16 protein-coding genes are annotated in these 24,274 nt (G+C 63.7%); 15 read left to right on the top strand and 1 reads right to left on the bottom strand.

Annotation, left to right across the window (positions count from 1 at the left end):
• The first annotated feature begins 3 nt into the window (after window positions 1-3).
• The 14 genes from ACOCG7_RS09530 to ACOCG7_RS09465 all read left to right on the top strand — a co-directional run bounded on the left by ACOCG7_RS09530 (window position 4) and on the right by ACOCG7_RS09465 (window position 21,764).
• Window positions 4-8,565 (top strand): RNase A-like domain-containing protein, encoded by an 8,562-nt coding sequence (locus ACOCG7_RS09530; protein WP_421375242.1) that lies wholly within the window; start codon window positions 4-6, stop codon window positions 8,563-8,565.
• Window positions 8,562-8,855 carry a contact-dependent growth inhibition system immunity protein gene (locus ACOCG7_RS09525; RefSeq protein ID WP_421375240.1) on the top strand — a complete coding sequence of 98 codons (294 nt, stop codon included), beginning with the start codon at window positions 8,562-8,564 and terminating at the stop codon, window positions 8,853-8,855. Before ACOCG7_RS09530 ends, ACOCG7_RS09525 begins: the two co-directional genes overlap by 4 nt.
• Window positions 8,856-9,081: 226 nt before the next feature.
• Window positions 9,082-9,546: a DUF2846 domain-containing protein gene (locus tag ACOCG7_RS09520; RefSeq protein ID WP_421375238.1), complete on the top strand. Its 465-nt coding sequence runs from the start codon at window positions 9,082-9,084 to the stop codon at window positions 9,544-9,546.
• 215 nt (window positions 9,547-9,761) lie between these two features.
• Window positions 9,762-11,828: a filamentous hemagglutinin N-terminal domain-containing protein gene (locus tag ACOCG7_RS09515; RefSeq protein WP_421375236.1), complete on the top strand. Its 2,067-nt coding sequence runs from the start codon at window positions 9,762-9,764 to the stop codon at window positions 11,826-11,828.
• Window positions 11,828-13,660 (top strand): ShlB/FhaC/HecB family hemolysin secretion/activation protein, encoded by a 1,833-nt coding sequence (locus ACOCG7_RS09510; RefSeq protein ID WP_421375234.1) that lies wholly within the window; start codon window positions 11,828-11,830, stop codon window positions 13,658-13,660. Before ACOCG7_RS09515 ends, ACOCG7_RS09510 begins: the two co-directional genes overlap by 1 nt.
• 10 nt (window positions 13,661-13,670) lie before the next feature.
• Window positions 13,671-14,633: a peptidylprolyl isomerase gene (locus tag ACOCG7_RS09505; protein ID WP_421375232.1), complete on the top strand. Its 963-nt coding sequence runs from the start codon at window positions 13,671-13,673 to the stop codon at window positions 14,631-14,633.
• Between the two features lie 40 nt (window positions 14,634-14,673).
• On the top strand, window positions 14,674-16,104 hold the full coding sequence (locus tag ACOCG7_RS09500; RefSeq protein ID WP_421375230.1) for a DUF746 domain-containing protein: 1,431 nt from the start codon (window positions 14,674-14,676) through the stop codon (window positions 16,102-16,104).
• 164 nt (window positions 16,105-16,268) lie between these two features.
• Entirely contained in the window at window positions 16,269-16,649 is a 381-nt protein-coding gene (locus ACOCG7_RS09495; RefSeq protein ID WP_421375228.1) for a type VI immunity family protein, read from the top strand.
• A 10-nt stretch (window positions 16,650-16,659) separates the two neighbouring features.
• On the top strand, window positions 16,660-16,884 hold the full coding sequence (locus ACOCG7_RS09490) for a M24 family metallopeptidase (protein WP_421375226.1): 225 nt from the start codon (window positions 16,660-16,662) through the stop codon (window positions 16,882-16,884).
• A 337-nt stretch (window positions 16,885-17,221) separates the two neighbouring features.
• A complete protein-coding gene (locus ACOCG7_RS09485; protein ID WP_174430472.1) occupies window positions 17,222-17,476 on the top strand; it encodes a hypothetical protein in 255 nt (84 codons plus the stop codon).
• A gap of 132 nt (window positions 17,477-17,608) precedes the next feature.
• Window positions 17,609-18,838 carry a hypothetical protein gene (locus ACOCG7_RS09480; RefSeq protein WP_174430473.1) on the top strand — a complete coding sequence of 410 codons (1,230 nt, stop codon included), beginning with the start codon at window positions 17,609-17,611 and terminating at the stop codon, window positions 18,836-18,838.
• A gap of 21 nt (window positions 18,839-18,859) precedes the next feature.
• Window positions 18,860-20,044: a hypothetical protein gene (locus ACOCG7_RS09475; RefSeq protein ID WP_421375224.1), complete on the top strand. Its 1,185-nt coding sequence runs from the start codon at window positions 18,860-18,862 to the stop codon at window positions 20,042-20,044.
• Between the two features lie 61 nt (window positions 20,045-20,105).
• Entirely contained in the window at window positions 20,106-21,347 is a 1,242-nt protein-coding gene (locus ACOCG7_RS09470; RefSeq protein ID WP_174430475.1) for a hypothetical protein, read from the top strand.
• Between the two features lie 24 nt (window positions 21,348-21,371).
• Window positions 21,372-21,764: a hypothetical protein gene (locus tag ACOCG7_RS09465; protein WP_174430476.1), complete on the top strand. Its 393-nt coding sequence runs from the start codon at window positions 21,372-21,374 to the stop codon at window positions 21,762-21,764.
• Between the two features lie 190 nt (window positions 21,765-21,954).
• Here the strand turns inward: ACOCG7_RS09465 and ACOCG7_RS09460 are convergent.
• Window positions 21,955-22,766 (bottom strand): IS5 family transposase gene (locus ACOCG7_RS09460; protein ID WP_114161924.1). Its coding sequence is split into 2 segments (ribosomal slippage): window positions 21,955-22,427 and window positions 22,427-22,766, totalling 813 coding nucleotides; the frame shifts between segments, so codons are not numbered across the junction.
• 228 nt (window positions 22,767-22,994) lie between these two features.
• Between ACOCG7_RS09460 and ACOCG7_RS09455 the strand changes: the two genes are divergently transcribed.
• Complete coding sequence (locus ACOCG7_RS09455; protein WP_073432975.1) at window positions 22,995-24,005, top strand: IS110 family transposase; 1,011 nt, start codon at window positions 22,995-22,997, stop codon at window positions 24,003-24,005.
• Window positions 24,006-24,274 lie beyond the last annotated feature (269 nt).

Genomic DNA, 24,274 nt, shown 5'->3' with positions numbered 1-24,274 from the left:
CCCATGCGCGCGGTGTTGCCAAGATCCCTTTCCAGATTGACGCAGGCTCAGGCTGCGCGGCAGTCCCGGATTTTCGAGCTGAGCGGTGAGGCCGCCGGCGAGCATCGTCATCCGGTGTGGGTGAAGTCGACCGCCTGGCTGATGGCGGCCGTGATGTACCTGAGTCCGCTACTGGTACTGTTCGACGGGGTCGCCCTGGCGGCCCCCATCGTCGATCCGCGCGCGCCGGTCCAGTTCCAGCCTAGCGTGACGCAGACGGGCACGGGCGTGCCCACGGTGAACATCGCGCAACCCAATGCAAACGGGATAAGCGTCAACAGCTTCCAGACGCTGAATGTAGACGCGTCGGGCCTCGTGCTCAATAACAGTCTGGTGAGTGGGACCCCGCTGCTGGGTGGCACGCTTGGCGCGAACCCAAATCTGGCAGGACGCACTGCGAGTACGATTCTCGCGCAGGTGACGTCGACCGGGACGCAGTACCGAAGTGTCCTGGCAGGTCCGCTCGAAATATTCGGCTCGCCCGCTGCGCTGATCGTGAGCAATCCGAATGGCATCAGCGTGAACGGTCTGAGCGTCACGAACGTTTCGAACCTGACGCTCACAACAGGCGCCGTGCAGTTTCTCACCGGCGCCGGCGGCACGTCAACCGACTTTGCTCACGCAGGCGCGCTGGGCTATTCCGTCACATCCGGCGACATCAGCATCAGCGGACCAGCGGGCGCGAACGGAACGCCCGGGGCCGGCATCGAAGGCACGGTCGGCAATCTGGACCTGATCGGCCAGTCCGTTTCCATCAATGCGCCGCTGTACGCCGACCAGCGTGTCAATGTCATCGCGGGCAACCAGAGCGTGACACCCGCCGCGACTGGGGCAACCGGGACGACCTACACGACGGCACCGAATGGTGCGCTCAATACGTCAGCGGCGATCGGCAACGGTGGTGTCGCGATCGACGCGAGCCAGTACGGATCGGTTACCTCGGGGCAGATCTATATCGTATCCACGGCCGCCGGGATGGGGGCGCGCAACCTTGGCGCGCTCGCGGCGACCGCGGGCAATGTCAGCGTGAGTTCGAACGGCGACATCACCGCTGGTCCGACGTTCGCGAACCAGAACGTCACGCTGGCGAGTACCGGCAGCACGACGATTACAGGTGCCGGGCTCGCGAACCAGAACTACACGGTCAACGCCGGTGGTGATATCAATGCGACGGCCCCGGTGTCGGCCGGACAGGACGCAACACTGAATGCAGGTGGCAACCTGAATGCGGCGTCGGTTGCCGCGAATGGTAGCGCGAACCTGACAGCGGGCCAGTCGATGATCATCGGCTCGCTATCGGCGCACGACATCGCGCTGCAGACGGCGAACGGCGATCTGACGATGGGTGGATTGAGCGCGCCGGGCACGGTATCGGCCAGGGCCGGGCGGGACCTGACCGTCAACGGCGCGGTACAGGGCGGCAGCACGGTGGCGCTCGCAGGCGGGCGCAATGCGACAATCAACGGGCAGGTGTCGGGCGTCGGCGACACCACAATCGCCGCGCAAACAGGCTCGGCGACCGTGAACGGCAACGCGCAATCGAACGGTGCGCTGTCGGTGACGGCGGGGCAGGACGCTGCTGTCGGCGGCACGGTGCAGGCGCAGGGGCCGGTAACGATTGCTGCGCAAGGTGGTTCGATCACGGGCCAGGGCAATCTCACGTCGTCGCAAGGTTCAATCAACCTGAATGCAGGACAGGCGATTGCGCTGAACGGCGCTGTGCAGGGCGGCAGCACGATCGACGCGACGGCGGGCACGAACGCGAACTTCGGCGGTACGGTGAGCGCACCCGGCGCGGTGACGATTCACGCCGGACAGAACACGATGCTGGCCGGCAACGTCACGAGCGGCGGAAATCTGGGCGTCACCTCGGGCGGCAACACCTCCGTGCAAGGCGCAACCGCGTCAATCGGCGGCACCGATCTGGTTGCCGAAGGCGGGACGCTGACCACGACCGGTAACGTGGTCTCGCTCGGTGCGTTGAATGCGACCGGCCGGCAAGGTGTCAGCCTCGGCGGCACGGTTTATAGCGGCGGCAACGCGCAGATTGGCTCCGCGGCGGGCAGTGTCGCGGTGGCTGGCGCGATGTCAAGCCCCGGCGCGATCAGCATCCTTGCCGGGCAGGACGCGAGCGTCGCAGACACCGTCCAGAGTGGCCAGGACACGACGATCGCAGCCGCGCGCGATGTGGGCCTGAATGGTGGGCTCGCGGTCAGCAATACGGGCAACGCGAGCGTGACGGCGGGCCGCGACATCAACGGCTCAGGCGCGATCAGCGTCGCGAACGACACCACGCTCAATGCCGGCAACAATATCGCCGTCTCCGGCACGGTCCAGACCGGCAACAACCTGCGCGCCACTGCGGCGCAGAATCTTTCGGTTGGCGCGACCACCGCCGTGGGCACCGGAACGCTCACAGCGACGAATGGCAGCGCCACGCTGGCGGGCGCCGCGCTTTCGGGCGGCACCCTGAACGTGACGGCCGGCACCGATGTGACCGCGCAGGGCAGCGTCACGAGCCTGGGCGACCTGAAACTGAATGCGCAGGCTGGCAATCTGGCCACGGCGGGCAGCGTCCAGACGGCTGGCACGGCGACCCTGAACGCGGGCCAGAATCTCACGCTGGGTGGCCAGACGACCGTCTCGCAGGACGCGACGCTGAGCGGCGCGAACATCACGACGCAGGGGCTGGCGGTCGGCGGCAACCTGAGCGCCACGGCGCAGAACAGTCTCGACACGTCCGCCGGCCAGCTGAACGCACCGTTCAGTCCGGGCGCCCCCGCGCTGTCCGTGAACGGCAATGCGACGCTGAAAGGGGCGACCGTCATGACTGCGAATGCGGTCATTGGCGACGCCTACAGCGCCACGGGCACGACCAGCCTGACGACCGGCGGCACGGCCGCCTATCAGGGTGATGCGACGCTGACCGGCGGCACGGTGACGAACGTGGGCCAGCAGATGGCCGCTGGCAACCTGCTGGTCTCCGGTTCGACGGTCACGAATCAGGGCGCGCTGTCGTCGCTCACGACGACGGCCATCAACGCGACGGACCTCAATAACAGCGGCTCGATCTACGGACCGGTGAACACCCTGAACGTGGCGAACAGCACGGTCAATCCGGGTGCGTTGCTCGCGACCAGTACGCTCGCGCTCACCAGCGGCACGCTCGACAACAGCAACGGGCTGATTTTCGCGGGGGATGTGAATCACCCGACGGCGGTCGTCGGTGACACCCGTGTCACGGTGAACGGCGGCAATGGCAGCTTCAACAACAGAGCCGGCCAGATCCTCGCACAGGACAGTCTGACGGTGAACCTGCCCAACCAGGCGATCGATCCGTCGGCGGCGACCACGGGAACGCTGAACGGCGGCAGCGCCTTCAACCTGACGGCGCAGTCGGTCAATAACACCGGCGCGTGGACGCTGCCCGGCACGGCGGTGACGGTCACCGCGAGCCAGGGCATCAACAACAGCGGCACGATTAACCAGGGCGCCGGTACGCTCGCGCTGAATGGCGCGGTGTCGAATGCCGGCACGCTCACCGCGAACGATCTGACCATCAACGGGTCGCTGGCGAACCAGGCGAACGCGACGGTACAGGCGAATAACGCGTTGACGCTTAACGGCTCGGGCACGAATGCCGGCACCGTTGAAGCCGCGAACACGCTCAATATCACCGGCGCGAGCTACGACAACTCGAATGGGATCACGAAGGCGGGCAACAGCAGCAGCCCGGCCGGCAGCGGCAACGCCAAAATCAGTCTGACCGGCGACCTCGGCAATGCGGGCGGCACGCTCACGGCTACCAACGATCTCGCGATCACCGCGAACGATGTCATCAACTCGGGCGCTTCGGGCGCGGCGACGACCACCACGACGACCATGACCGTCGCGAACACCGCGCTCGCGCTCGCGCTAACGGTCGGCACCGATATTATCGACATGGCGAGTCACTATGGAATCGGCAGCGACGGGCTGTGCTGCGTCGTGGGCTCGTTCTCCAACAACGTCACGCTGGCCGACGCGCTGTCCGTCGATGGCGTGGCCGACGCCACGTCAATCAACAGTACTTTCGCTGCGCGCCGGTTCCTGTGGGGCAAACTGACCGGCAGCGCGCCGGTGGTCACGGGCAACACCGCAACGTTTGTCGAAGTGCCGGTAACCACGGTTGATGCCCAGGGCAACCCGGTTACCCAGAACCTCTGGTTCGTGAAGACGGCCGACAACGCATCGGCTGCGATCGCGACCGTCACGGTGGACCTGCCCAGCGCGACTGAAACCACCACCACGACAGGTGGTACGACGGCAGCCAGTTCCGTCATCGCCTCGGGCCACAACGTGACGGTCACCGCCAGCAGCCTGAATAACCAGGGCGGCACGCTCAGCGCGGGTAACGACGCGACGCTGAACCTCCAGTCGCTGAACAACGGCGGCTCCAGCTATAGCTCCACGGTCACCGACACCATCGATGTCGCTTCAATCAGCAGCTTCCTGAAGCAGGCCCCCGCGGTCATTTCGATCTGGAGCACGGCGACGGGCGGAAGCAGCGTCTGTCCGAATGTGCAGGGCGCGTGCATTGACCCGTCCGGGATCAAGCTGGCGTCGCCCGGTACCGTGACGCCGCTCTCGACGTCGTCCTCGGTGACGGTACAGGGCAGCACCGGGCAGATCGTGGCGGGCCACGACCTGAACCTGTCGGGCGGCAACCTGACCAACGCGGGCACGCTCGCGGCGGGCAACGACGTCAATATCACCGCGGCCAGTTTCACGAATCAGGGCACCAATACGGGGACGAAAACGGTGACGGCGGGTTGCGCTTCGGGCTTCACCGGCTGCACAACGTCCACGACGACGAACCCGAACTCCGAAACCTACAGTTACCAGCAGATTAACAGCACGGTCACCGCGGGCCACGACATCGTGATCGCGGCCGGCACGGTGAACAATACCTACGGCGACCTGGCGGCGACGCACGACGTGGTGATCGGTGGCGCCGGCACGACGGCCGTGTCGCCCACCCAGGCTGCGAGCGTGACCAATACATCGGGCGCGATCGCGGCTGGCAACGACGTGCAGATCAATGCAGCCACCATCACGAACACGATTGCTGCGCCCGTGCAGATCCACCAGAACTATGGCACGGCGACGCCCTATGCCGGCTGCACAAACAATTGTGAAGCCTACGTCGATGTGCAGTCGGGCAGCCCCTCGACGATTACCGCCAACCGCAATGTGACGCTGGGCGCGGGAACGTTCAGCAATACCGGCAGCCTCGTGACGGCGTTGAACAACGTCACGATCAATGCGACGAATGCCGCCAGTTCGGACAACCAGTATCTGTCCGCGTACTGGGCGAGCAATCTGATGCACTACACGACCTCGTATCCGGCATGGGGCTGTGCCAGCAATCCGGCGCTATGCCAGCAGCTCTTTGGCAGTGCGTACGGCAGCGGCGCGACGCAGGATCCAGCCGGCCTGCCGTCGTCGGTCGGCCTGCCGGACTTCGTGCCGGGCACCATCCAGGCAGGCAATACGCTGTCGGTGAATTCGCCGACGCTGACCAACACCGGTAACGTGATTGGCCAGACGGTGACGCTGAGCGGCTCGCAGCTCGTCAACGGCATCACGAACCCGAACGTCTATACACCGCCGCCGGCCATTTCGGGGCAGGTGATCTCGCTCGGGCCGCCGGCCGTATCGGCGAGTGCCACGACGACCATCAATGACGCGGGGCGGGTGACGACACTCGGCGGTCAGCCGGTGTCCGTCACGGGCGCGGCAGGCCTGCCCGCGAATACACCGATCGGCGTGCAGACGGTCGGCAAGCCGGTCGCGCCCACTGTCGCCACCACCGGCAGCCCGTCCCCGTCGTCCGTGCAGACCCTTGCTGGCGCATCGACAAGCGCGACCTATCTGATCAACAACCCGGCGTCGCAGGTGATGGGCGGGCTGAGCCCACAGGCGCTGCTGAATGCGTTGCCGGCAACCCTGCAACCGGGCAAGGTGCCGTTCTATTACGACCCGTATACCGAGAACCAGCAGATCGAACAGGCGGCGTTGCAGGCGACCGGCAAGAGCAGCTTCTACAGTACGACGGGCGCTACCGACAGCACCAGTCAGGCGTCGATCGGCAACCAGGACAAGGCGGCGCTCTATGGCGCGGCGCTCCAGTACGCCGAGCAGCACAATGTCGCGCTCGGCACCCAACTGAGTGCGGCGCAGCTCGCGCAGGTCAATACGCCGATGCTCTGGTACACGGAGCAGAGCGTGCCTGAGCCGGGCTGCACGGTAACAGGCAATGGCGCATGCCCGACCGTGCGGGCGCTGATGCCTGAAGTGCTGCTGCCGCAGAACTTCGCCCGGGTGAATGCGGACGGAACCATTACCGGCAACGACGTCACGCTCAATTACGCCAACAGCATTCTCAACACCGGATCGGTCAGTGCGCAGAACCTGACCGTGAACACGGCGAGCCTGACGAACGAACAGCGCTCGACCAACATCGGCACCATCTATCAGAACGTCGAGGGCGGGGTTGCCGTCACGACCGGGACGGTATTGCAGCAGGGCGGCTTCATGTCGGCGATGAACTACGACATGAACGCGCAGACGATTAACCAGATCGGCGGGGCGCTGCAGCAGGTCACGGCCGATGGCAGCGTCGATCAGGCCGCGACCGCGCAACTGCTCGCGAACCTGAAAAACCAGCTCGGCGGCAACTTCACGCAGAGCAGCGTCAGCGATCACCTGAACACCAGCATCATCTCCGATGGCGGGATGGGGCCGATCATCGTCGTGCAGATGGTGATGCTCGTGGCGATCTCGGTGATGACGGCGGGTGCGGGAACCGGCGCGAGCATGGCGGTGGCCGCCGGTGCGACGGCGGGCAGCGCAACCGCTGCGGCCGCGAACGCCGCATTCGCCGCGCTGGTCAGCTCGCTGGCCAGCCAGACGATGAACGGCCAGTTCAGCTTCAAGGGCATCCTCGAGTCGGTGGCGATTGCGGCGATCACGGCGGGCCTGACGAGCGGGATCACGGTCGACAGCAATACCGGTTCGCTGGGTTTCAGCATGACCCAGAACGTGAGCAGCCTGCCTGCGGGGGTGAGTACGCTGGGTCAGCTCGCGGGTGCCGCGCCGGGCGCGGGCACGTCGGTGGCGCAGTCGGCAGCCTCGATGGCGGGTAACCTGCCGCAGCAGGCACTGGCCATCGGCGTCGAGGCAACGCTTCACGCGGGTGTTCAGACGGCGCTCGGCGATGGCAGCTTCCTGACGAACCTGCGCAACGATGCCATCAGCGACGTGGCGGCAGCAGGGGCTTACGACATCGGCACAGCGTTCGACGGCTCGAGTGCGCTGCTGTCCACGAGCAGTCCGCTCTACTGGGCGGCGCACGCGGCCCTGGGCTGCGCGGCGGGCGCGGCGAGTGGCACGGGATGCGCGGGCGGGGCCATTGGCGGGGCGGTGTCGGCCGGGCTGAATCCGCTCATCGACAGCAACGGTAACCTGCCGCCGGCAGTACTGGCGGCGATCACAACCGGGGTCAGTGGCGGCATCGCGGAAGCGTTGGGCTACAACGCAAGCGGCGCGGTGACGGCGGCGCAGAACGAGACGCTGAACAACTGGCTGAATCACGTCACGGTGTTGCCGGGGCAGAAGTCGGAGACACAGCAACTCACGGAGGCCCTCGCCGGATGCGATGGCGGCAACGCGGCTGCGTGCGCGACGGCGGGCACACTGATGCAGAAGTCCACCTCGCGCGACCAGGCGCTTGCCACAGCCTGCCAGTCGCCCGGGTCTGCGGCATGCGCATACCAGAAGTCCCTGGCGTATCTGGCAGGCAATACCATCCGGTCCGCAGGCGGCACGACAGTGGCCGTGGAGACACCATCGCCCACTTCTAACGGACCGGGTCAGGCGGCAGCAACGCTCGACAATATGCTGGGGAGTCCGCTGGCGGGGATTTTTGGCGGACTGATGTACGCGACGGGTGCCTCAGCAACTGATGCGTACTACGCGTCAGTGATCGGCCTGGCAACAGAGGGGATTGCTGCAGGGGCGGCAGGGTTTGCGATGCCCGCGGCGCCGAGGAATGGCTCTTTGGCGTCTACTTCTCGGGCCACAAACAGCCCTTTCACGCCTTTGACCGATGGCGGTGGACTACAAGTGTATGAAGATGCGGGCGGTCACTTGATTGAACGGCACGTCGGCATGTCGGATGCGGATCTCGCGAACCGCTTGGCGACGTCGAACGTATCCTCGGCATCGACGTTCGCTGACCGTGCGACGGCTGAAACCGCGGTCTCCCAGGCGATCAATTCGAATCAATCGGCCATTCAAAGCTATCTGGCCGGAAATTCGAAAGGCTATCTGGCGCTTGAGTACACGTCGCCAACACCGGTTGGCACCACCCTCAGCCGTGGCGCGACCAGCTCTGCGCCGGTGAACAACGTGCGGCTAGTGATTACGAAGGATCCTACAATGTCGACAGGTTACAGAATCGTGACGGGGTACCCTCACCAATGACGGCAACTTTTCAGACAGTAAAGAACATGTTTTCGGCGTACCTCAACCAAGACTTCGATTTGGTGTTTGGTACGGTCGATGATGCTATTCGTGCTTTCGTGCAGCACAGCGCTCCAGATGAGGTGTCGCGGGCGAAGCACGAAATCCGAACAATCCTAGCAATGCAGTTACCGGAGGAAGAATTGCAGAAGGTCATTCTTCAAGACTTAGGTTCCTGCTATTACTACCCAGCTGAATGGGCTTCGGCTCAGCTTTGGTTGGAGCACGTGTTGGCGCTACTAGTTAGCTAGACGCGTTGTCGCGCCGTGCACACCTAATCACGACGGTTCGACTGAAGAGTCGCCACAAACACGGCGGCTACCTGGAATTGCTGTTCACCACCGCCAACGGTGCGTTGATCACCTTTACGAAGATCTGATATCAAATTCAACACCATGGCGGGTGCCGGCACGACGTTGAGAGACCGTCTCACGTCGAACACCGGTTCCCCGTCACCTGTACTTTTGGAGACCCCGAATGATGAAGATTTTCCGCAATCTGTTACTCGCAGGCAGCATTGCACTGCTGGCAGGAGGCTGCGCCTCCGGACCCCAGTTCAAGGAGATGGATGCAGCAACGATACCGACATTGCAGCCAGATCACGGACGTGTGTATTTCTTCCGCGAAAACTCGTTTGTCGGTGCGGCTGTCAGTGCGGTCATCAACGTTGATGGTATTGCAGTTGGCCAGTCGCTGGCAGGGCAGTATTTCTACGTCGACGAACCGGCTGGCACGCACACGGTTTCAGTCAAGACGGAAGCGGAAAACACCGTCACGTTTTCTCTGGCTGCCGGCGAGACGAAGTATGTCAGGACTATCGTGACTCCGGGATTCATCGTGGGTCATGTACGGCCTTATGTGGAAATGCCTGAAACCGCCACCAAGGACATGAAGTCGCTCAAGTACGTCGGCCGTGCCGACGGTGACAAAAACCTGCGCTGAGACGCCGCTCCTGAAACGCCGATAGGTTGGTGAGGTCAGTTGGGGTTCCGGGGGGGCGCAACTTGAGTCGGTCCAGGTCCTTTGAATCCGCTCGCGGTTGTTCAATGGTGATGCATCAATCAGGGCAGTTCGACGAGTGCGTCGGACCATACGCCAGATCCAGATGGTCACGTCATCAACTTAGGCTTGCTAATTAACAGTTTGACGAGAACCGGATGAAACTTCCTCAACAGGCACTGAGCGCGATTGCACTCGGCACGATGCTGGCGGTTTTCGCCGCATCGGTTGGCGCTGCCGCGATCGTCGCCGATGGCGGCACCGCGACTTCGGTGTCAACCGGTGCGGGCGGCCACCAGACGGTGAACATCGCGCCGGCGACCGGCGGTGTCTCTAACAACACCTATTCGTCGTTCAACGTGTCGAAGGCGGGTGCGGACCTGAACAACGTGGGCATCAACGCACGGACGATCGTCAACCAGGTCACCAGCACGGACCCATCGCTGATCCAGGGCGCGATCGGCGTGCTGGGTCCGCGCGCGAATGTGATCCTGGCGAACCCGAACGGCATCACCGTGGATGGCGGCAGCTTCGTGAACGCCGGGCATGTCGTGCTGTCCACCGGGCAGGTGAGCTTCAGTGACCTCACGCTCGCACCCGGCGTCATCCAGCGCAATGTGGTGCTGACGACGAACGGCGGAACGATCGCGATCGGCGCGGGCGGCCTCTCGGGCACGCTGGTGAACCTGGACCTGATCGCGAAGCAGCTGGCCGTGAACGGCCCGGTGACGAACAGCTATCGAAGCCCAGGTTCACCACCAGGCGTAATTCGCGCGATCGTCGGCGACAGCACCAACACGTACGACACCAGCTTTTCGCCGGGCGACAACGGGCACGACTGGCTCGTCAGTTCCACGTCGCCTGGCACGAGCGCGTCCGGCGTGGCAATCGACATCACGGCGCTCGGTGGCCTGACCGCAGGCCGTGTGCAGCTCATCGTGACCGACAAGGGCGCCGGCGTGCGCAACCTCGGGCAACTCTACGCGAGCGCCGGCGACGTGCTCGTGTCGGCCAGCGGCGATATCAGCGCCGGCGGAGGCGCCACCCAGGGCTCGATCAAGGCCGAGCACGACATCAATCTCACGACGACCGGCGCACTGTCGCTGCAGGGTGCGCAGATCAGTGCCGCCAACAACGTCACAGTCAGCGCGAACGGTATCGTTCTCGCGGACAACGCGACCGGTCCGTCGACGCTGACGGCTGGCAATGCGGTCAGCCTGACCAGCGCCGGCGACATTACGAACACCGGCAGCCTGATCCAGGCCGGCTCCGTCGCTTCCGACGGCACCTCGAACGGCGGCGATGTGACGCTCACCGCCGCCGCCAGCATCACGAACCGCTCGACCCCGGCGAACCTCGGGATCGTCTTCGCGGCCAACGGCTCGACGCTGCTCACCGCACAGGGTGACATCACCAACGACAACGCTCGGATGCTCGCCAACCAGGCCGTGAGCCTGACCGCGCAGGGCGACGTGTTCAACACGATCGACCATACAGGCGCCGCCTCCGGTAGCGAACCGGTCGCATATTCCCGCCGCGGTGGCAGCTTCCTTTTCTTCACGCACACGACCAGCGGCTTTGACGTCGATTACGGCACCGTCAGCCAGCCGGACCAGCTCGCGTATATTGCGTCCACCAGCGGTCCGGTCACGATCTCGGGGCGCAACGTCACGAACAGCGGTCGCATCATCCAGTCGAACGACGCCGCCGTGAACATCACGGCGCAGCAGGCGTTCACCAATGCTGCGGTGTTCTCCGGACAGGCGAGCTATTCGCGCGGCTGCTGGATCGTCTGTCATGCGAGCGCATCGAGCAGCGTGACGCCATACGGCGGCACGATCCAGTCGGGAACAGATATCGCGATTACCGCCGGCATCGTGGCGCGCAACGTCGGCGGCAACGTGTTCGCGCTGGGCAACATCGACGTCACCGCACCATTGACCTACGCACAGGGCGTGACGGGCTATTCGGCGCTGAACCAGGACCGCGGCTTCAAGGCGTTCTTCGGCAGCAGCTGGGCGCAGATCATCGCCGCGGACGTGGGCGGCGGCTTCACCGCGAACGGCCTCGTGACGCTCACGGGCGACGGCGTAATCGACGGCGGTTACATCACGGGCGGCAAGGGTGTTGCCGCGACGGGCAGCCTCACGACCGTGCGCGCGCCTGGCCGTACGCCGGTGCAGATCGGCCAGCACCTGGGCCTCACCACCTGGTGGTGGCGCTGATGCGGAAATCTTCCAGGAGCGTGCCTTGGGCGGTACGCCCGGCGCTGCTGCGCGGTATCGCGCTTTGTGGTCTTCACATCGCCGCTGCGCATGCCCAGACGCCCCCTTCGGGGGTACCTGCCGGTGTCCCGGCGTTGCCGGCTGCACGCCCGGTCCAGGACCCGGCGCAGCAACTGATCGACCAGCAGAAGGAGCGCGCGAGGCAGCAGGAGCTGAACCAGCCGCCCGCATCAATCACGGTGCCGCCACCTGCACCGCAGACGCTCGACGTCCCGCCCGGCACTCCCATCAACCAGATTGCCGAAAGCGGCCCGACCTTCCGGGTTGACCGCATCGAGGTGAATGGCAACACGGTGCTGCCGTCTGCGAGGCTCGACGCGATCACGGCGCCGTTCACCGGCCACGAACTGGGCTCGCACCGCCTGAACGTGCTCCTGAAACGGCTCACCGATGCGTTCGTGTCGGCCGGCTATGTGACGACGCGCGCCTTCCTCGGCCCGCAGAACCTCGGGTCCGGTACGCTGAAGGTCACCGTGCAGGTCGGTCACGTGGAGCAGTACACCGTTAACGGGCGGCCCGTGCAGCGGCTGAAGAAGGACGAGGGCGCCGCAGGTGGCGGCTGGCTCACCGATGCCGGTTACGAAAACGCCTTTCCGGCCGCACCCGGCGATCCGCTGCGGCTGGAGGATCTCGACCAGGGCGTCTCGCAGATCAACCGGCTGCGGCGCAACCAGGCGGCCGTGCAGATCCTGCCGGGGCAAAGCCCGGGCGATTCCGTCGTCGCGATCCGTAACCAGCCGGGCGACCGCACGTACTACACGCTGGGTGTCGACAACTACGGCAGCCGGGCGACGGGCGTGACGCGCTACCGTGCCGGCGTCGAGGCCGACAACCTGATCGGCCTGCAGGAATCGCTCAGCCTGAACTTCATCGACAGCCTGGACAGCAACGCGCTCGTCGGTTCGTTCGCGATCCCGTTTGGCCGCCACACGTTCAGCTACACGCTGTCGGACTCGGAATACCAGCAGGTGGTGGACAGCACGGCGCTCGTGTATGGCCGCACGCTCAGCCACATCCTCGGCTGGAATTACACGCTCGGGCGCACGCAGGCCAATATCGTCAATCTGGACGCGACGCTGTCCTGGCGGCGTACCGACCGCGAGGTCAACAACATCGACCTCGATCCGCAACATCTTGTGGTGCTGAGAGTCGGCGGCAACTGGCTACGAAAATTCGTGATGAACGACGCGCCGGGCAACGTGACGCTCGACGCGGGCCTCTCGCAGGGGCTGCCTTGGCTCGAAGCGGATCACGACGCACACGGCATCGCGCGGACCGCGGCGCACAGCCAGTTCACGAAGCTCGATGCGACGGTGAACTTCACCGTGCCGCTGCCCAAGCTGGACACACCGGTCGGCCAGGCCGCCTTCGCCTATCGCGGTGCGCTAGGCGGCCAGTATGTGAATGTGGCGCTGTACGGCTCCGAACAACTGTATCTGGGTGGCATGGACACGATCCGCGGGTTCCGCTCGGGCGAGATCGCGGGCGACCGCGGGTTCTGGTCGCGCAACGAAATCGCGTGGGTGAATGCGCCCGCGTGGAAGGACGGCCGTATCGAGCCCTATGTGTTTCTCGATGCCGGCAAGGCCAGTCTCGTCGCGGTGCCGGGCTTTCCGACACTGGCGGGTGCCGGCGCGGGTCTGCGCGCGCAGTGGCAATGGCACCAGCAGATCCTGTCGGGCGAGGTCACGCTCGGCCGCGCACTCACTCAACCCGCCAGCCTGGGTCCGAAAGCGACCCTGTTGCTGGCCACAGCCAACTGGAATTATTGAGGAAACCACCATGAAAAAAAACACTTCCCGCCTGGGCTCGAGCGTCAACATGCTGTGCGTGACGGCTTTTGCTTCCGTGTCGCTGAGCATCGCGCTGCCGGGTATCGCCCATGCAGACGATATGAATGCTGCCGCGAGCCAGACCGGCATGGCAGTCGCCCATCCGTTCGGGTTGCAGGCCGCCGGCGCCAGTGGATTGCCGCAGGGTGTCGTCGCGCGCGTCAATGGCGTCGATATCCCGGCCACCCAACTCGAGAGCGCGGTGCGCATGACCGTGAGCAGTTCGGGACAGCCGGACACGCCGCAACTGCGTCAGGCGATCAAGGGCCAGCTGATCGCGCGCGAACTGTTCCGGCAGAACGCCGAGAAGGCGCATTACGACGCGAAGCCCGAAGTACAGCAGGCGATGAATGCGGCCAAGGTCAACGCGGAAACGCAGCTGTACCTGAAGGACAGCATCCGTCCGGAGCCGGTGACGGACGCGCAGGTGAAGGCCCGCTATGACCAGATTGTTGCCTCGCTCGGCAGGGAAGAGTACAAGCCGCGTGTGATTGCCGTGCCTGACGAGGCAACCGCGACCACCGTGCTCGCTAAACTGAAATCCGGCACGTCATTCGATTCGCTGGCGCGCCAGTACAGCGTGGCGCCGGGCAGGGCGGCGGGTGGCGAACTGCCGTGGGTGAGTTTTAAATCGCCGCTCACGGAAGGTAATACCCAGGGCCTGCCGCTCGCGGTGGCGCAGGCGATCACGCGGTTGCCAGCCGGTGGCGTCACGCCGGCCGCGATTGCGACCGGCGAAGCAGGCAACGCGATGCGCGTGATCGTGAAGGTCGACGCGAAACGGCCCACGCAGGTCCCGTCGTTCGACCAGGCGAAGGACACGATCCGCCAGCAGCTGCAGGCGCTCGCGCTGGAGAAGGCCGCCGCGCAGTTCACCGGCGAGCTGATGAAGCACGCGACGATCCAGCAATGACGCCGGGGCGGCGATGGTCAGCCGGACGGCGGACGGCACCATGAAGTCGCCGGTGCGGGTCTTCGAGGAGAGCGTGCCGCTGTCGCGGGCGCGTGCGGTCGTGCCCGATCACGAGGACGTGGAACTGACCGGCTATGTTGAGCGCGCGTGGGACGAGGCGTTTTCGCGGTCGGAAACGCCATTCGCCTGTCCGCGCTGCGGCAGCCGCCACACGGTTCTGAAGGCGCGTCGCTCCAGCCGCGGCCGGGCGAGTCCCAGCTTCCGGTGCCAGACGTGCCAGCAGGATTTCAACCGGCGTACCGGCACACCGCTCGCCGGGCTGCGTCGCCCCGAAAAGCTGCGCCACCTGATTCCGTGGCTCGGGCAGCAGGCGTCGATCGGATCGGTCGCGGAATGCCTCGGTGCGGGCCGCGGCGCGGTGAGCCACTGGGTGACCGCGATACGCCAGTGGCTGCTGCAGCTCGATCCGGACGGCAAATGGGAGGCGCGCGTGCGCCTGGGCGTGCGGTTCGCGGCGCGCACGACCTGCTACCAGTGCGATTTTCGTGGGCCGGTGCTGCATGGGGGCTTCAACACCGATCGCACGCGCAAGTTCCTGTGCCCGGCATGCGGGGCGACGCTGCAACCCGCGAAGCTCGAGGCGCTCGGTATCGCGGTTGACATGACCATCACACGCGACATTGCGGATACCGTGCTGCGCCAGCAGACGCGGCACGGCCGTACCATGGCGTTCGCCCTGCCGCCGGCCACGGAAGTGGCGCCGCTCGCCGCAACTGCGCCCAGGCGCCGGCAGCCGCGCAAGTTCCGGCTGGACACCCGCGACCTGCCGGCGCGCACCTCAGCAGCCCGAGCCGGGCTGCCGGTGTGGGCGAAGCGCAGGGATGCGGCGCCCGCTGCGTTACCGGAGCAGGAGAATGAGGCGCTCACGGCGTTCCTGACGGAGGCGATCACGCGCGCGTATGCGCCGGATATCGAGCCGCGTCCGGCCTGTCCGTGGTGCGGCGCGTGGCACGTACGGCCCGAACACAACGGCCAGGGCGTCCCGCAATACGGTTGCCCGCAGTGCGGCAAGGTCTTCACGCGGCTCACCGGCACGCCGCTCTCGGGCATGCGTCATAGGGACAGGCTCGCGCGTTTCGTGCAACTGCTTTCGCAGCCGCTGTCGTACACGCAGTCCGCGGAAGCACTCGGTGTCTCGACGCTGCTGGTGAGCCGCCACTGGGTGCCAAAATTCCGGCGGTGGCTGCTCGAACTCGATCCGGGCGGAGGCATGGAGCGGCTGGTCCAGCTTGGCGCGAAGCCTCAGGCGCCGCCGATGACGTGCCCGAAGTGGGGCTGGGCGGGCACCATGCAGCTGTTCGGCTTCGCGAGCGAAACGCCCCTGCCGCAGGAGCAGCGCATCCGCCAGTACCGGTGTCCGGCGTGTGAGCGGGCATTCCGGGCGACCGCGCTGGCGCGGACGGATATCTGAGTCATTCCATGCGTGGACCGAAGGCTTCCGGTGTCCCCGTTGCCGACCCGCAGGGCGAGGTCTGCGGGTCGGAAAAGGATTCTTCAGGAAGCGGGAACAGTTTTCAGATCAACATAACTTAGTGATCCTTAATTTGTCATAATTATATCTAGCCGGGGTTCGCGGTGAATCTGAGCTTGACGGAAGCTGAGGCCAACACGCCCACGGAATACTGGTTAGCCCGGCGCTACCTGGCGCTCGATGTCGGTAATCCGCTGCTCAACGCGACGCACCTGCGTTCGAAACTTACAACAGTGTCTTGGCTAACGTGTCTGGACAAGACGCTGTTGGAGCAGGTGGGTGGAATCTCCGCGCTACGAAGCGAACTACCGCGAGGCCAGACGTACGGAAAGACCGGATGCGTGCCGGTACTGCTCTGGCGATCGATCGTCCCGGTGGTGGCGAGGTCGGCGTTGAGCTGCGGGCCCATGCCGCGCCCGTATACGGCGAGGTCCCGTTGGCCTTCACGTATTCGCTCGGGAAGTACGCGGTCCGGCCGTTGTTGAGATCCATCAATTGCGCGATGTCGCGATAGGCGCTGGCGGCATCCACCGTGCTGATGACGGTTATGAGCGCCCTATCGAGAAAGGCATGTGCCTGACCATCGAGCCCGGCGTTTATCTTGAAGGCATCGGTGGCTTTCGCCATTCCGACACCGTGCTGATCGGCGATAACGGTCCTGTCATGCTGACTGGCGGTCCAGTCGATATCGATGCGCTGACGCTTCCGATGCAGTCCTGAGGGCGGGTTGGCCGTCGCCGTCGCATGCGGTCGGCTGACCGTCGAAGCGGCCGCGACCCGATACCTTCGCGATGGTGGTCGGGCCGCGAGAAAAGTCGGCATGGCGTCACGGTCGCCGATATCGTGACGGCCATCGCCGGTCGCCACTCGCGCAAAGGTCGAAGCGACCATCGGTAAAACCCAGGTCGCGCACATCGACCAGACGCACGAAAGGGATCGTTTCGATTTCCGTGCTTTTCCGGTTAACCGTCTTCAATCCTGGCAAGCCTTTGCCTCGAGACGCGGAATAATTACCCGTAAAGATCAATGGGGTGCTGTCTACCCTCAGGAACGGAGAGTGTCTCCGGCACTGGCTGTATCGGCTCGGCGCATTGCCGTGCCGAGTGAGCCGACCGCAGTGGTGAAGGCTATCAACGTGGCTTGGCACGCCGACGGCTGGTTCGTAGAGGCTGTGCCGGCCGTCGCGCCGTCGATCGCGCATTGGGTGACCGAGGCGGCGCTGGACTCGGACATGGCAGAGCGGCTAACGCAAAGGTATCGATCAGCCGGTTTTTTTGAGCGCATGGGCATGCGCTTGCACAACGCGAAGTGATCGTGGGGCGCGATATGCGCGTGTTGCACGTGTAATCGGGTGTAATGGATTCGCCGGGGCGAAAGGACGTACTCTGACCGAATTCACCGATACGTCGGCGCAGCACCTTCTGTCACGCATGAGGAGCGACCCATGTCCGAGAAAAAGCCCCAGCTGCAATTGTCCGTATCCGCTCTGACGGGCGACGGATTTCCGTCGACCAACGATGAAGTGTTTCGCACCATGTTGCAGCAGGCGGCGTCGGGTGGTGCCGGCACCGACTTTTATCTGTCGCACGTGCAGAAGTTCGCGGATTTCGCTGTCTATCTGCAAAAAGCCGGATCGGGCGCCTATCGCTACGAAGACGGTCCGAAGGGATCAAAGCAGGCGAGCGCGACCGATGGACAGACCACGATATCGATCAACGTCCGACTGGCCGGCCAGAGCGATGCGCGGCTATACGAGATGGCCGATGACGACCGGCCGCCGGTGCACGGCATCGCGACCGTGAAGCTGCAATTGCCGTCGCCGGAATCCATTGACCGGATCGTCAATCTCGCAATCAGCCTTGCCGAAATTCCGCCCGGCCTCACCGCCGGACAAGCGTTGATCGACGCGCTTTTCAAGCCGATCGTGGACAAGCTAACGCAGTTCGTCCAGACATGCCTCGACAACTGGGCCGAGCTGGATCTCGGCGAAGATATCGATGCTGCCGGCGATGCCATTGCCGATGGCGCATCCGATGCAGCGGATGCCGTCGGGGAAGAAGCGGCGGAAATTGCCGTCGACGAGGTCGCGGCGGAAGCCTTTATCGATCTGGCCGCCGCCGCGCCGCCGCTTGCCGTGCTCGGCGCGCTCGTCGCGATTCCGTTCATCATCGGCGCGCTGGAGAAAAAGTTCGTTCTTCATTTCGAGGTCGACAACTTCACCGACTACGACCTCGAATGGAAGATCGAATACATGGACGAAGGGACGATGACGTCCCAGCCCCAAAGCGACACGGTGCCGAAGCTCGGCTATGCCACCGACATCTGGGGCGATCAGACGACGGTTCAGGTTGCATACCAGGCGAATTACTCGTCCATGAACACGAGCGGCTTCAGCGGTATCGGCCTCCTGCTGCATCTGACGCCCAAGGGGGCTCCCGCCGGTTCCGATGTTGCCGCCGTGATTTCGATCCCGTGGATCGCAGACAACGTTGTCTGGCTGGGCGACGTGCCGGGCAATCCGAACTGGAGCGCGATCTACGATCGGGCAAGCGGCGCATCGAGCCAGTTGGCTGTCGAGCACGGCAACCTCAAGTTCTTCATCCGGCTTGCCATCAATGCGCTGACGGGCAATCACGACCAGTACTATTGCGTGCTCACGATCGAGCCGCTTTGATCCACGCCCGAGGTATGCGCGATGCACGTTCGATCCGACACCGATACGCTTCATGTCAGCTATGCGCCGATTACCACGGGTTTTCCGATCGTGGAGACCGATACGCTCGGCGCCACCCTCGACGCCGCACTCGAGGGCGGTGAGACAACCCAGGCTTTTTTCGAGCAGCTCAACGAGACTGCGGCCTTCTGGGCGGACATCGCCGACGGCACACTGAGTTTCGTCAACGGGAACGATCCGCACGGCGTGCCGGTGTTGATCGCGTCGAGTGGCAATGTCGACATGCGCCTGATCGCCGAATGGTCCGGTGCCACCGATATTTCCACGCCGTTCGGAACCATGGTCGTCGAGCTCGGCAACCGCGAGACCGACATCCAGCAGGTGATGGCGTTCACCATACGTCTCGACGAGGCGCCGGCGCAAGGCGCCGTCGGTGACGCGTTGTTCGCCTCGCTTCGGCCGTTTCTCTACTCCAGCTTCGCCGACGTCCTGAAGTCGATGGCTGCCCAGCTCGCGGTAATGGCGGATACCGAAGATCCGTCGATCGATCCGGAGACGTTCATCGTCACCGTGCTGTCGGCGGCGTCGCAAAAGGCGATCAGCCTGCTGGGGTCGCTGGCGGCGTGGGGTCTCGGCAAGCTCTTCGTCGATTTTGATGCGCTCGCGTTCAACTTGAGCGTCGTCGCGCCATTGATGGCAGTACCGCTCGTGTTGTCCTATCTCGCGCATCCGATGTACCTGTCGGTGCTCGTGATCAACAACAGTCGTCTGGACTTCACGCTCTCGTGCGCGGCACAGCCGCACGGCCAGGCATCCGTCAACTGGCCTGCCGCGACGCTGCCCGCGATCTCGCACGTCGACTTTCCGCTCGGGGAGGGGGACAACCCGGCGTTGCTGCAAACCGGCCTGTCCCAATACATCAATACGAACACAGCGTCTTCGATCGGCATCGTGCTGGAAACCGATGAGCAGGGCGGGGCGCGGTCCGCGGAGGTCGTGTCCGTTCCGTGGTCCGGCGAAAACGCGATCTGGGCCGGCACGCCGTCGGCGAGCCCAGGCCAAACGTGGCGTGACCACAACGCGTCGAACGGCAGCCTTAGCTACGTTGCCCGGTTTGCGGACTACACGGTCCGCATGGCGACCAACAAGCTTCAAGGCGAAACGAATGGCGTCTATTGGTATGCAATGCTGATCGTCATCTCCTGACGCGATTCGATTCGCTCGATCTCACACGCGGCACCCGGCCGCCCAACCAGAGGAACCCATCATGTCCAGCAACGACCAGAACACCGCGAAACTCGTCGCGACGCCGATCACCAAGGGCGGTTTCCCGAACGTCGTCGACGATTACTTCAAGAACGCGATCAACCAGGCGAAAGCGGGCGGTGACGCGCTGCAGTCGTTCTACGACGCGATGAACCAGACAGCGGATTTCTGGGGCTGGCTCGCGGAGAACTCGGGCGACAACCTGAATCCGTTCGCGCCGGGCCACGACACTAACGGCGATCCGATCATGATGGGCTCGAGCGGCAATGTCGACATGCGCTACGGCGGGTTCTATCGCGGCGACACCGAAGCGGCCAAAGCCGAAGACGACGAGCCACCGGTCGTTGGCGTCGCGACGATTCAGACCGGCAACACCACGACACGGGCGTCGAAGACGCTGTCTTTCGCGCTCTCGATTGCCGGCCTCCCGCCCGGTATCCTGCTGACCAAGGCGCTGTTCGGCGACTTGCTGTCACCGCTGTACGCGAACATGAAGACGTGGATCACGAAGAACGCGCGCAACATTCAAGAGGACGCCGACGTCGAGGACCCGGATGTCGACCCGGAAGACGCCGCCGACGACGCGCTGTCCGACGCGTCGGAGGAACTGGAAGATGTGGGCGGCGAACTGGCCGAGGAGGGAGTCGAGTATGCAACCATCAACTGGGGCGCGGGCGCCCTCGAGGTGGCGGGTATGGGGGCGCTCGCCGCCGTCCCGATGATCGTCTCGTACTTGGGTCACAACATGGTCACGTCGGTGCTGATCGTCAACGAGACCGACTACGATTTCACCTGGGACATCGCGTATCAGCCGTCCGGCAAGACTTCCGTCAGCCCGAAATCCGACAATGGCAAGGTCATCCCGAAGATGGCTTATTACACGGACATGTGGGGTGACAAGACATCCGTCAAATGCGCTTACGAGGCGAACTTCCAGTTCATCAATTCGAGCGACTACGGCTCGATTGGCAACTTGATCACGCTGACGCCGTCCGGCGGCGCGACGTCGGTCGCGAACCTGCTGGTTTCGGTGCCCTGGTCCGGCGACAACACGGTTTGGGTCGGTTCGTCCTCGGGCAGTGCGCAGTCCACCTACGACGCACACTCGGCGCCGAACGAACAGCTCAGCGTCTCCTCGACATTCGACCAATACAAGGTGACGGTCGCGATCACCAAGCTGAGCGGAGAGACCAAGGGTCAGTATTTCTACGGCGTGCTCGTCCACATCGAGCCTAACAGCTGAAAACACGTAAAGGAGGCGTTCAACATGGGATATGGCGCATTCATGTCGGTGACGAACAACCGGTCGACCGCGATCAAGACTTTCGTCACCGACGTCAATTGCATGTACGAGAACGGCGGCGACGGTAGCCATCTCGAGTATTTCGACAACTTGCTGATTGGTGCGGACAGCCGGTATCCGGGCAGCGGCCGGATCTACATCGAGGCGAAGAACAGCGGAAGTTGCTTCTTCGAGTCCGCGAATTTCAAGCTGAAAGTGACCGACGACGCGAACGGCGTGATCATCGGCACGGTTTCGTTCGCCGATTCGAGCGCGAACTGGACGGTGGCGAGCAACACCAATCCGGATGTCATCAACGTGAACATCGACAATTCGGGCAGTCAAGCCACGATCACCGTGACCGTGGCCGCATCCTGAGCCGGACGGCAACGGGCGTGCCGGCCAGGGCGCCCGTTGCCGCCGTCTTCGCCGTGCGTACGGCAAACAACGATCCCGGTCAGGGGAATCCATATTGCCCGAGTCGACGCTGTGATCTTGTTTGTTTTAGTTGACATAAAAGGAATTATGCAAAATCCCAAATGTAGTAGCTTTAGAAGCTGTTGCGAAATTAGTTAAACCAAGGCTTGAGGCGCGTCCAGCAAATCAAGGCGCAAGCTAACGAGAGGAAAGCCTCGTGGATATGGGCGTAGCGTTCATAGCGAATCTTCAGGCGTCGAAACGAGTGAAGCCAGGCAATCGAGCGCTCGACTTGCCAACGCGTTTTGCCGAGTCCGCTGCCATGGGGCGAGCCAATTTTTGCGAGCACGGGCGTGATGCCACGTTCGCGCAAGCGCTGCCGATGTGGCTCGGAACTGTAGCCCCGGTCGCCCTGAACGATTTGCGGCTTGTGCAGGGGACGTCCCCGTTTGCCCCGGATATGTGGAATGGCCTGGACCAGTGCATCGAGCTGCGTAATGTCGTGGCGGTTTGCGCCGGTCAGGATGACCGCGAGCGGGATGCCTTGCGCGTCGACGATGAGGTGGTGCTTGCTGCCGAGCTTGCGCCGGTCCGTGGGATTCGGGCCGGTTTTTTTCCCGCCAGCATGGCGCGAATTGATGAGCTGTCGACGATGGCACGCGTTAAGTCGATTTCGCCACGGCGGCGCAGTTCGGCCAGCAGCGTTTCGTGGATACGTTGCCAGACACCGGCCTTCTGCCATGCGACGAGCCGTCGCCAGCAGGCGGTGCCTGAGCCGCAACCCATTTCCTGCGGCAGCAGGTTCCACGCAATGCCCGAGCGCAGCACGAACACGATGCCAGTCAGCACTGCTCGGTCTGGCGTCGGTTTGCGGCCCGCGTACTGGCGATTGCGCGGTGCTCGCGCGGGCAGAAGCGGTTCGATGAGTGACCACAATTCGTCGTCTATGAGTTCTTTAGGCATTGCTTCCTGTCAGGCAAAACAAGACAAGAAGTTAACACCAAGTCAGAAAAGTTAACAGACCCAAAACTTAATTTCGCAACAGCTTCTTATAGAAATGTCGCGTTCTAGCCATTTAGATGGAATGGTCGCCTCCCGCCTTAACGGGCCAACCGACGCCGCAGCAACCCCGGCGACGATGTCGAGCCCGAGTATCGTCTCCGTTGGGATATCCCGTTAAGGAGAAAGCTGATGGAACCCACGACTATTGCCATCGACCTGGCCAAGCGCGTTTTCCAGATTCACTACGTCGAGCCTGTGACCGGCGCGATTCGCAGCAAGGTGCTCAAACGCGCCCAGCTCGTGCCGTTCTTCGCCAACCGGCCTGCGACTTGTGTCGTTATGGAGGCCTGCGGCAGCGCCCATCACTGGGCCCGTGTCCTGGCGCGGCTTGGCCACGACGTGCGGCTCATCGCAGCCCAGTTCGTCCGACCGTTCGTGAAGTCGAACAAGAACGATGCCGCGGATGCCGCGGCGATCTGGGAAGCGGCCCAACGTCCCGGCATGCGTTTCGTAGCTGTCAAGACGGAAGACCAGCAGGCCATGCTTGCGATGCACCGCATACGCCAGCAACTCGTCAGGATCCGTGTCATGCAGGTCAACCAGCTTCGCGGATTGCTCTACGAATTTGGCGTGATACTGCCGGCAGGTCGCCGTGCATCGATAGAGGCAGCCAAAGTCGCGCTGGCGTCGATGGCTGAGCAGTTGCCCACTATGCTGGCAGACAGCCTGCAGGACCAGATCTCGCGGCTACGTGGACTCGACGAGCAGATTGCCCGGATCGAACAGCGCATTCTCGAGTGGCGACGCAACAACGATGCATGCAGACGCATTTCCGAAATCCCCGGCGTGGGAGTACTCACGGCCACTGCTGCAGTATCGGTAATTGGACAGGCGAAGACCTTTCGCTCCGGCCGGGAGTTCGCTGCCTATTTGGGCCTCGTGCCGCGACAGAACGGCTCTGGGGGCAAGGTAAAGCTTGGCGGGATCAGCAAACGCGGGGACGTGTACTTGCGAACGCTACTGATCCACGGCGCGCGATCGGTCATCTCAAGTTCAAGGTATTTGCCGGAGCGCTTGCGCCAGATGCTGACCCGGCGTCCAACGAATGTCGTTGCCGTTGCGCTCGCCAACAAGATGGCGCGAACAATCTGGGCGCTGCTCGCGTATGGTCGAACGTATCAGGCAGCACCAGCGCAGTAAGCACGAACCGTAGCCTTTAACCCATCCACGGTTGCACAGGTGTATTGAACGATGGCAAGACAGGTTGGACCGCGTGAAGGCAAGCCTGAGACATTTCTCGGACTTCGAGTCCGTTATTTAGATTAGGACCTTTGCGGCGAAATCCATCGGGGCCGGCGGGTACGTTCCGCAATCGAGTCCGGATATAAGTCCGCAACCACCCTTCTCGCTACGAACAATTACCTTGCAAATGGGAGGCGACCATATAAGAAATGTCGTGTTCTGCTCTG

Source organism: Paraburkholderia sp. DD10 (assembly GCF_049177125.1).
Taxonomy (GTDB): Bacteria; Pseudomonadota; Gammaproteobacteria; order Burkholderiales; family Burkholderiaceae; genus Paraburkholderia; species Paraburkholderia terricola.
The sequence above is the reverse complement of the archived record's forward strand: the minus strand, read 5'-3'. Positions and strand labels throughout refer to the sequence as shown.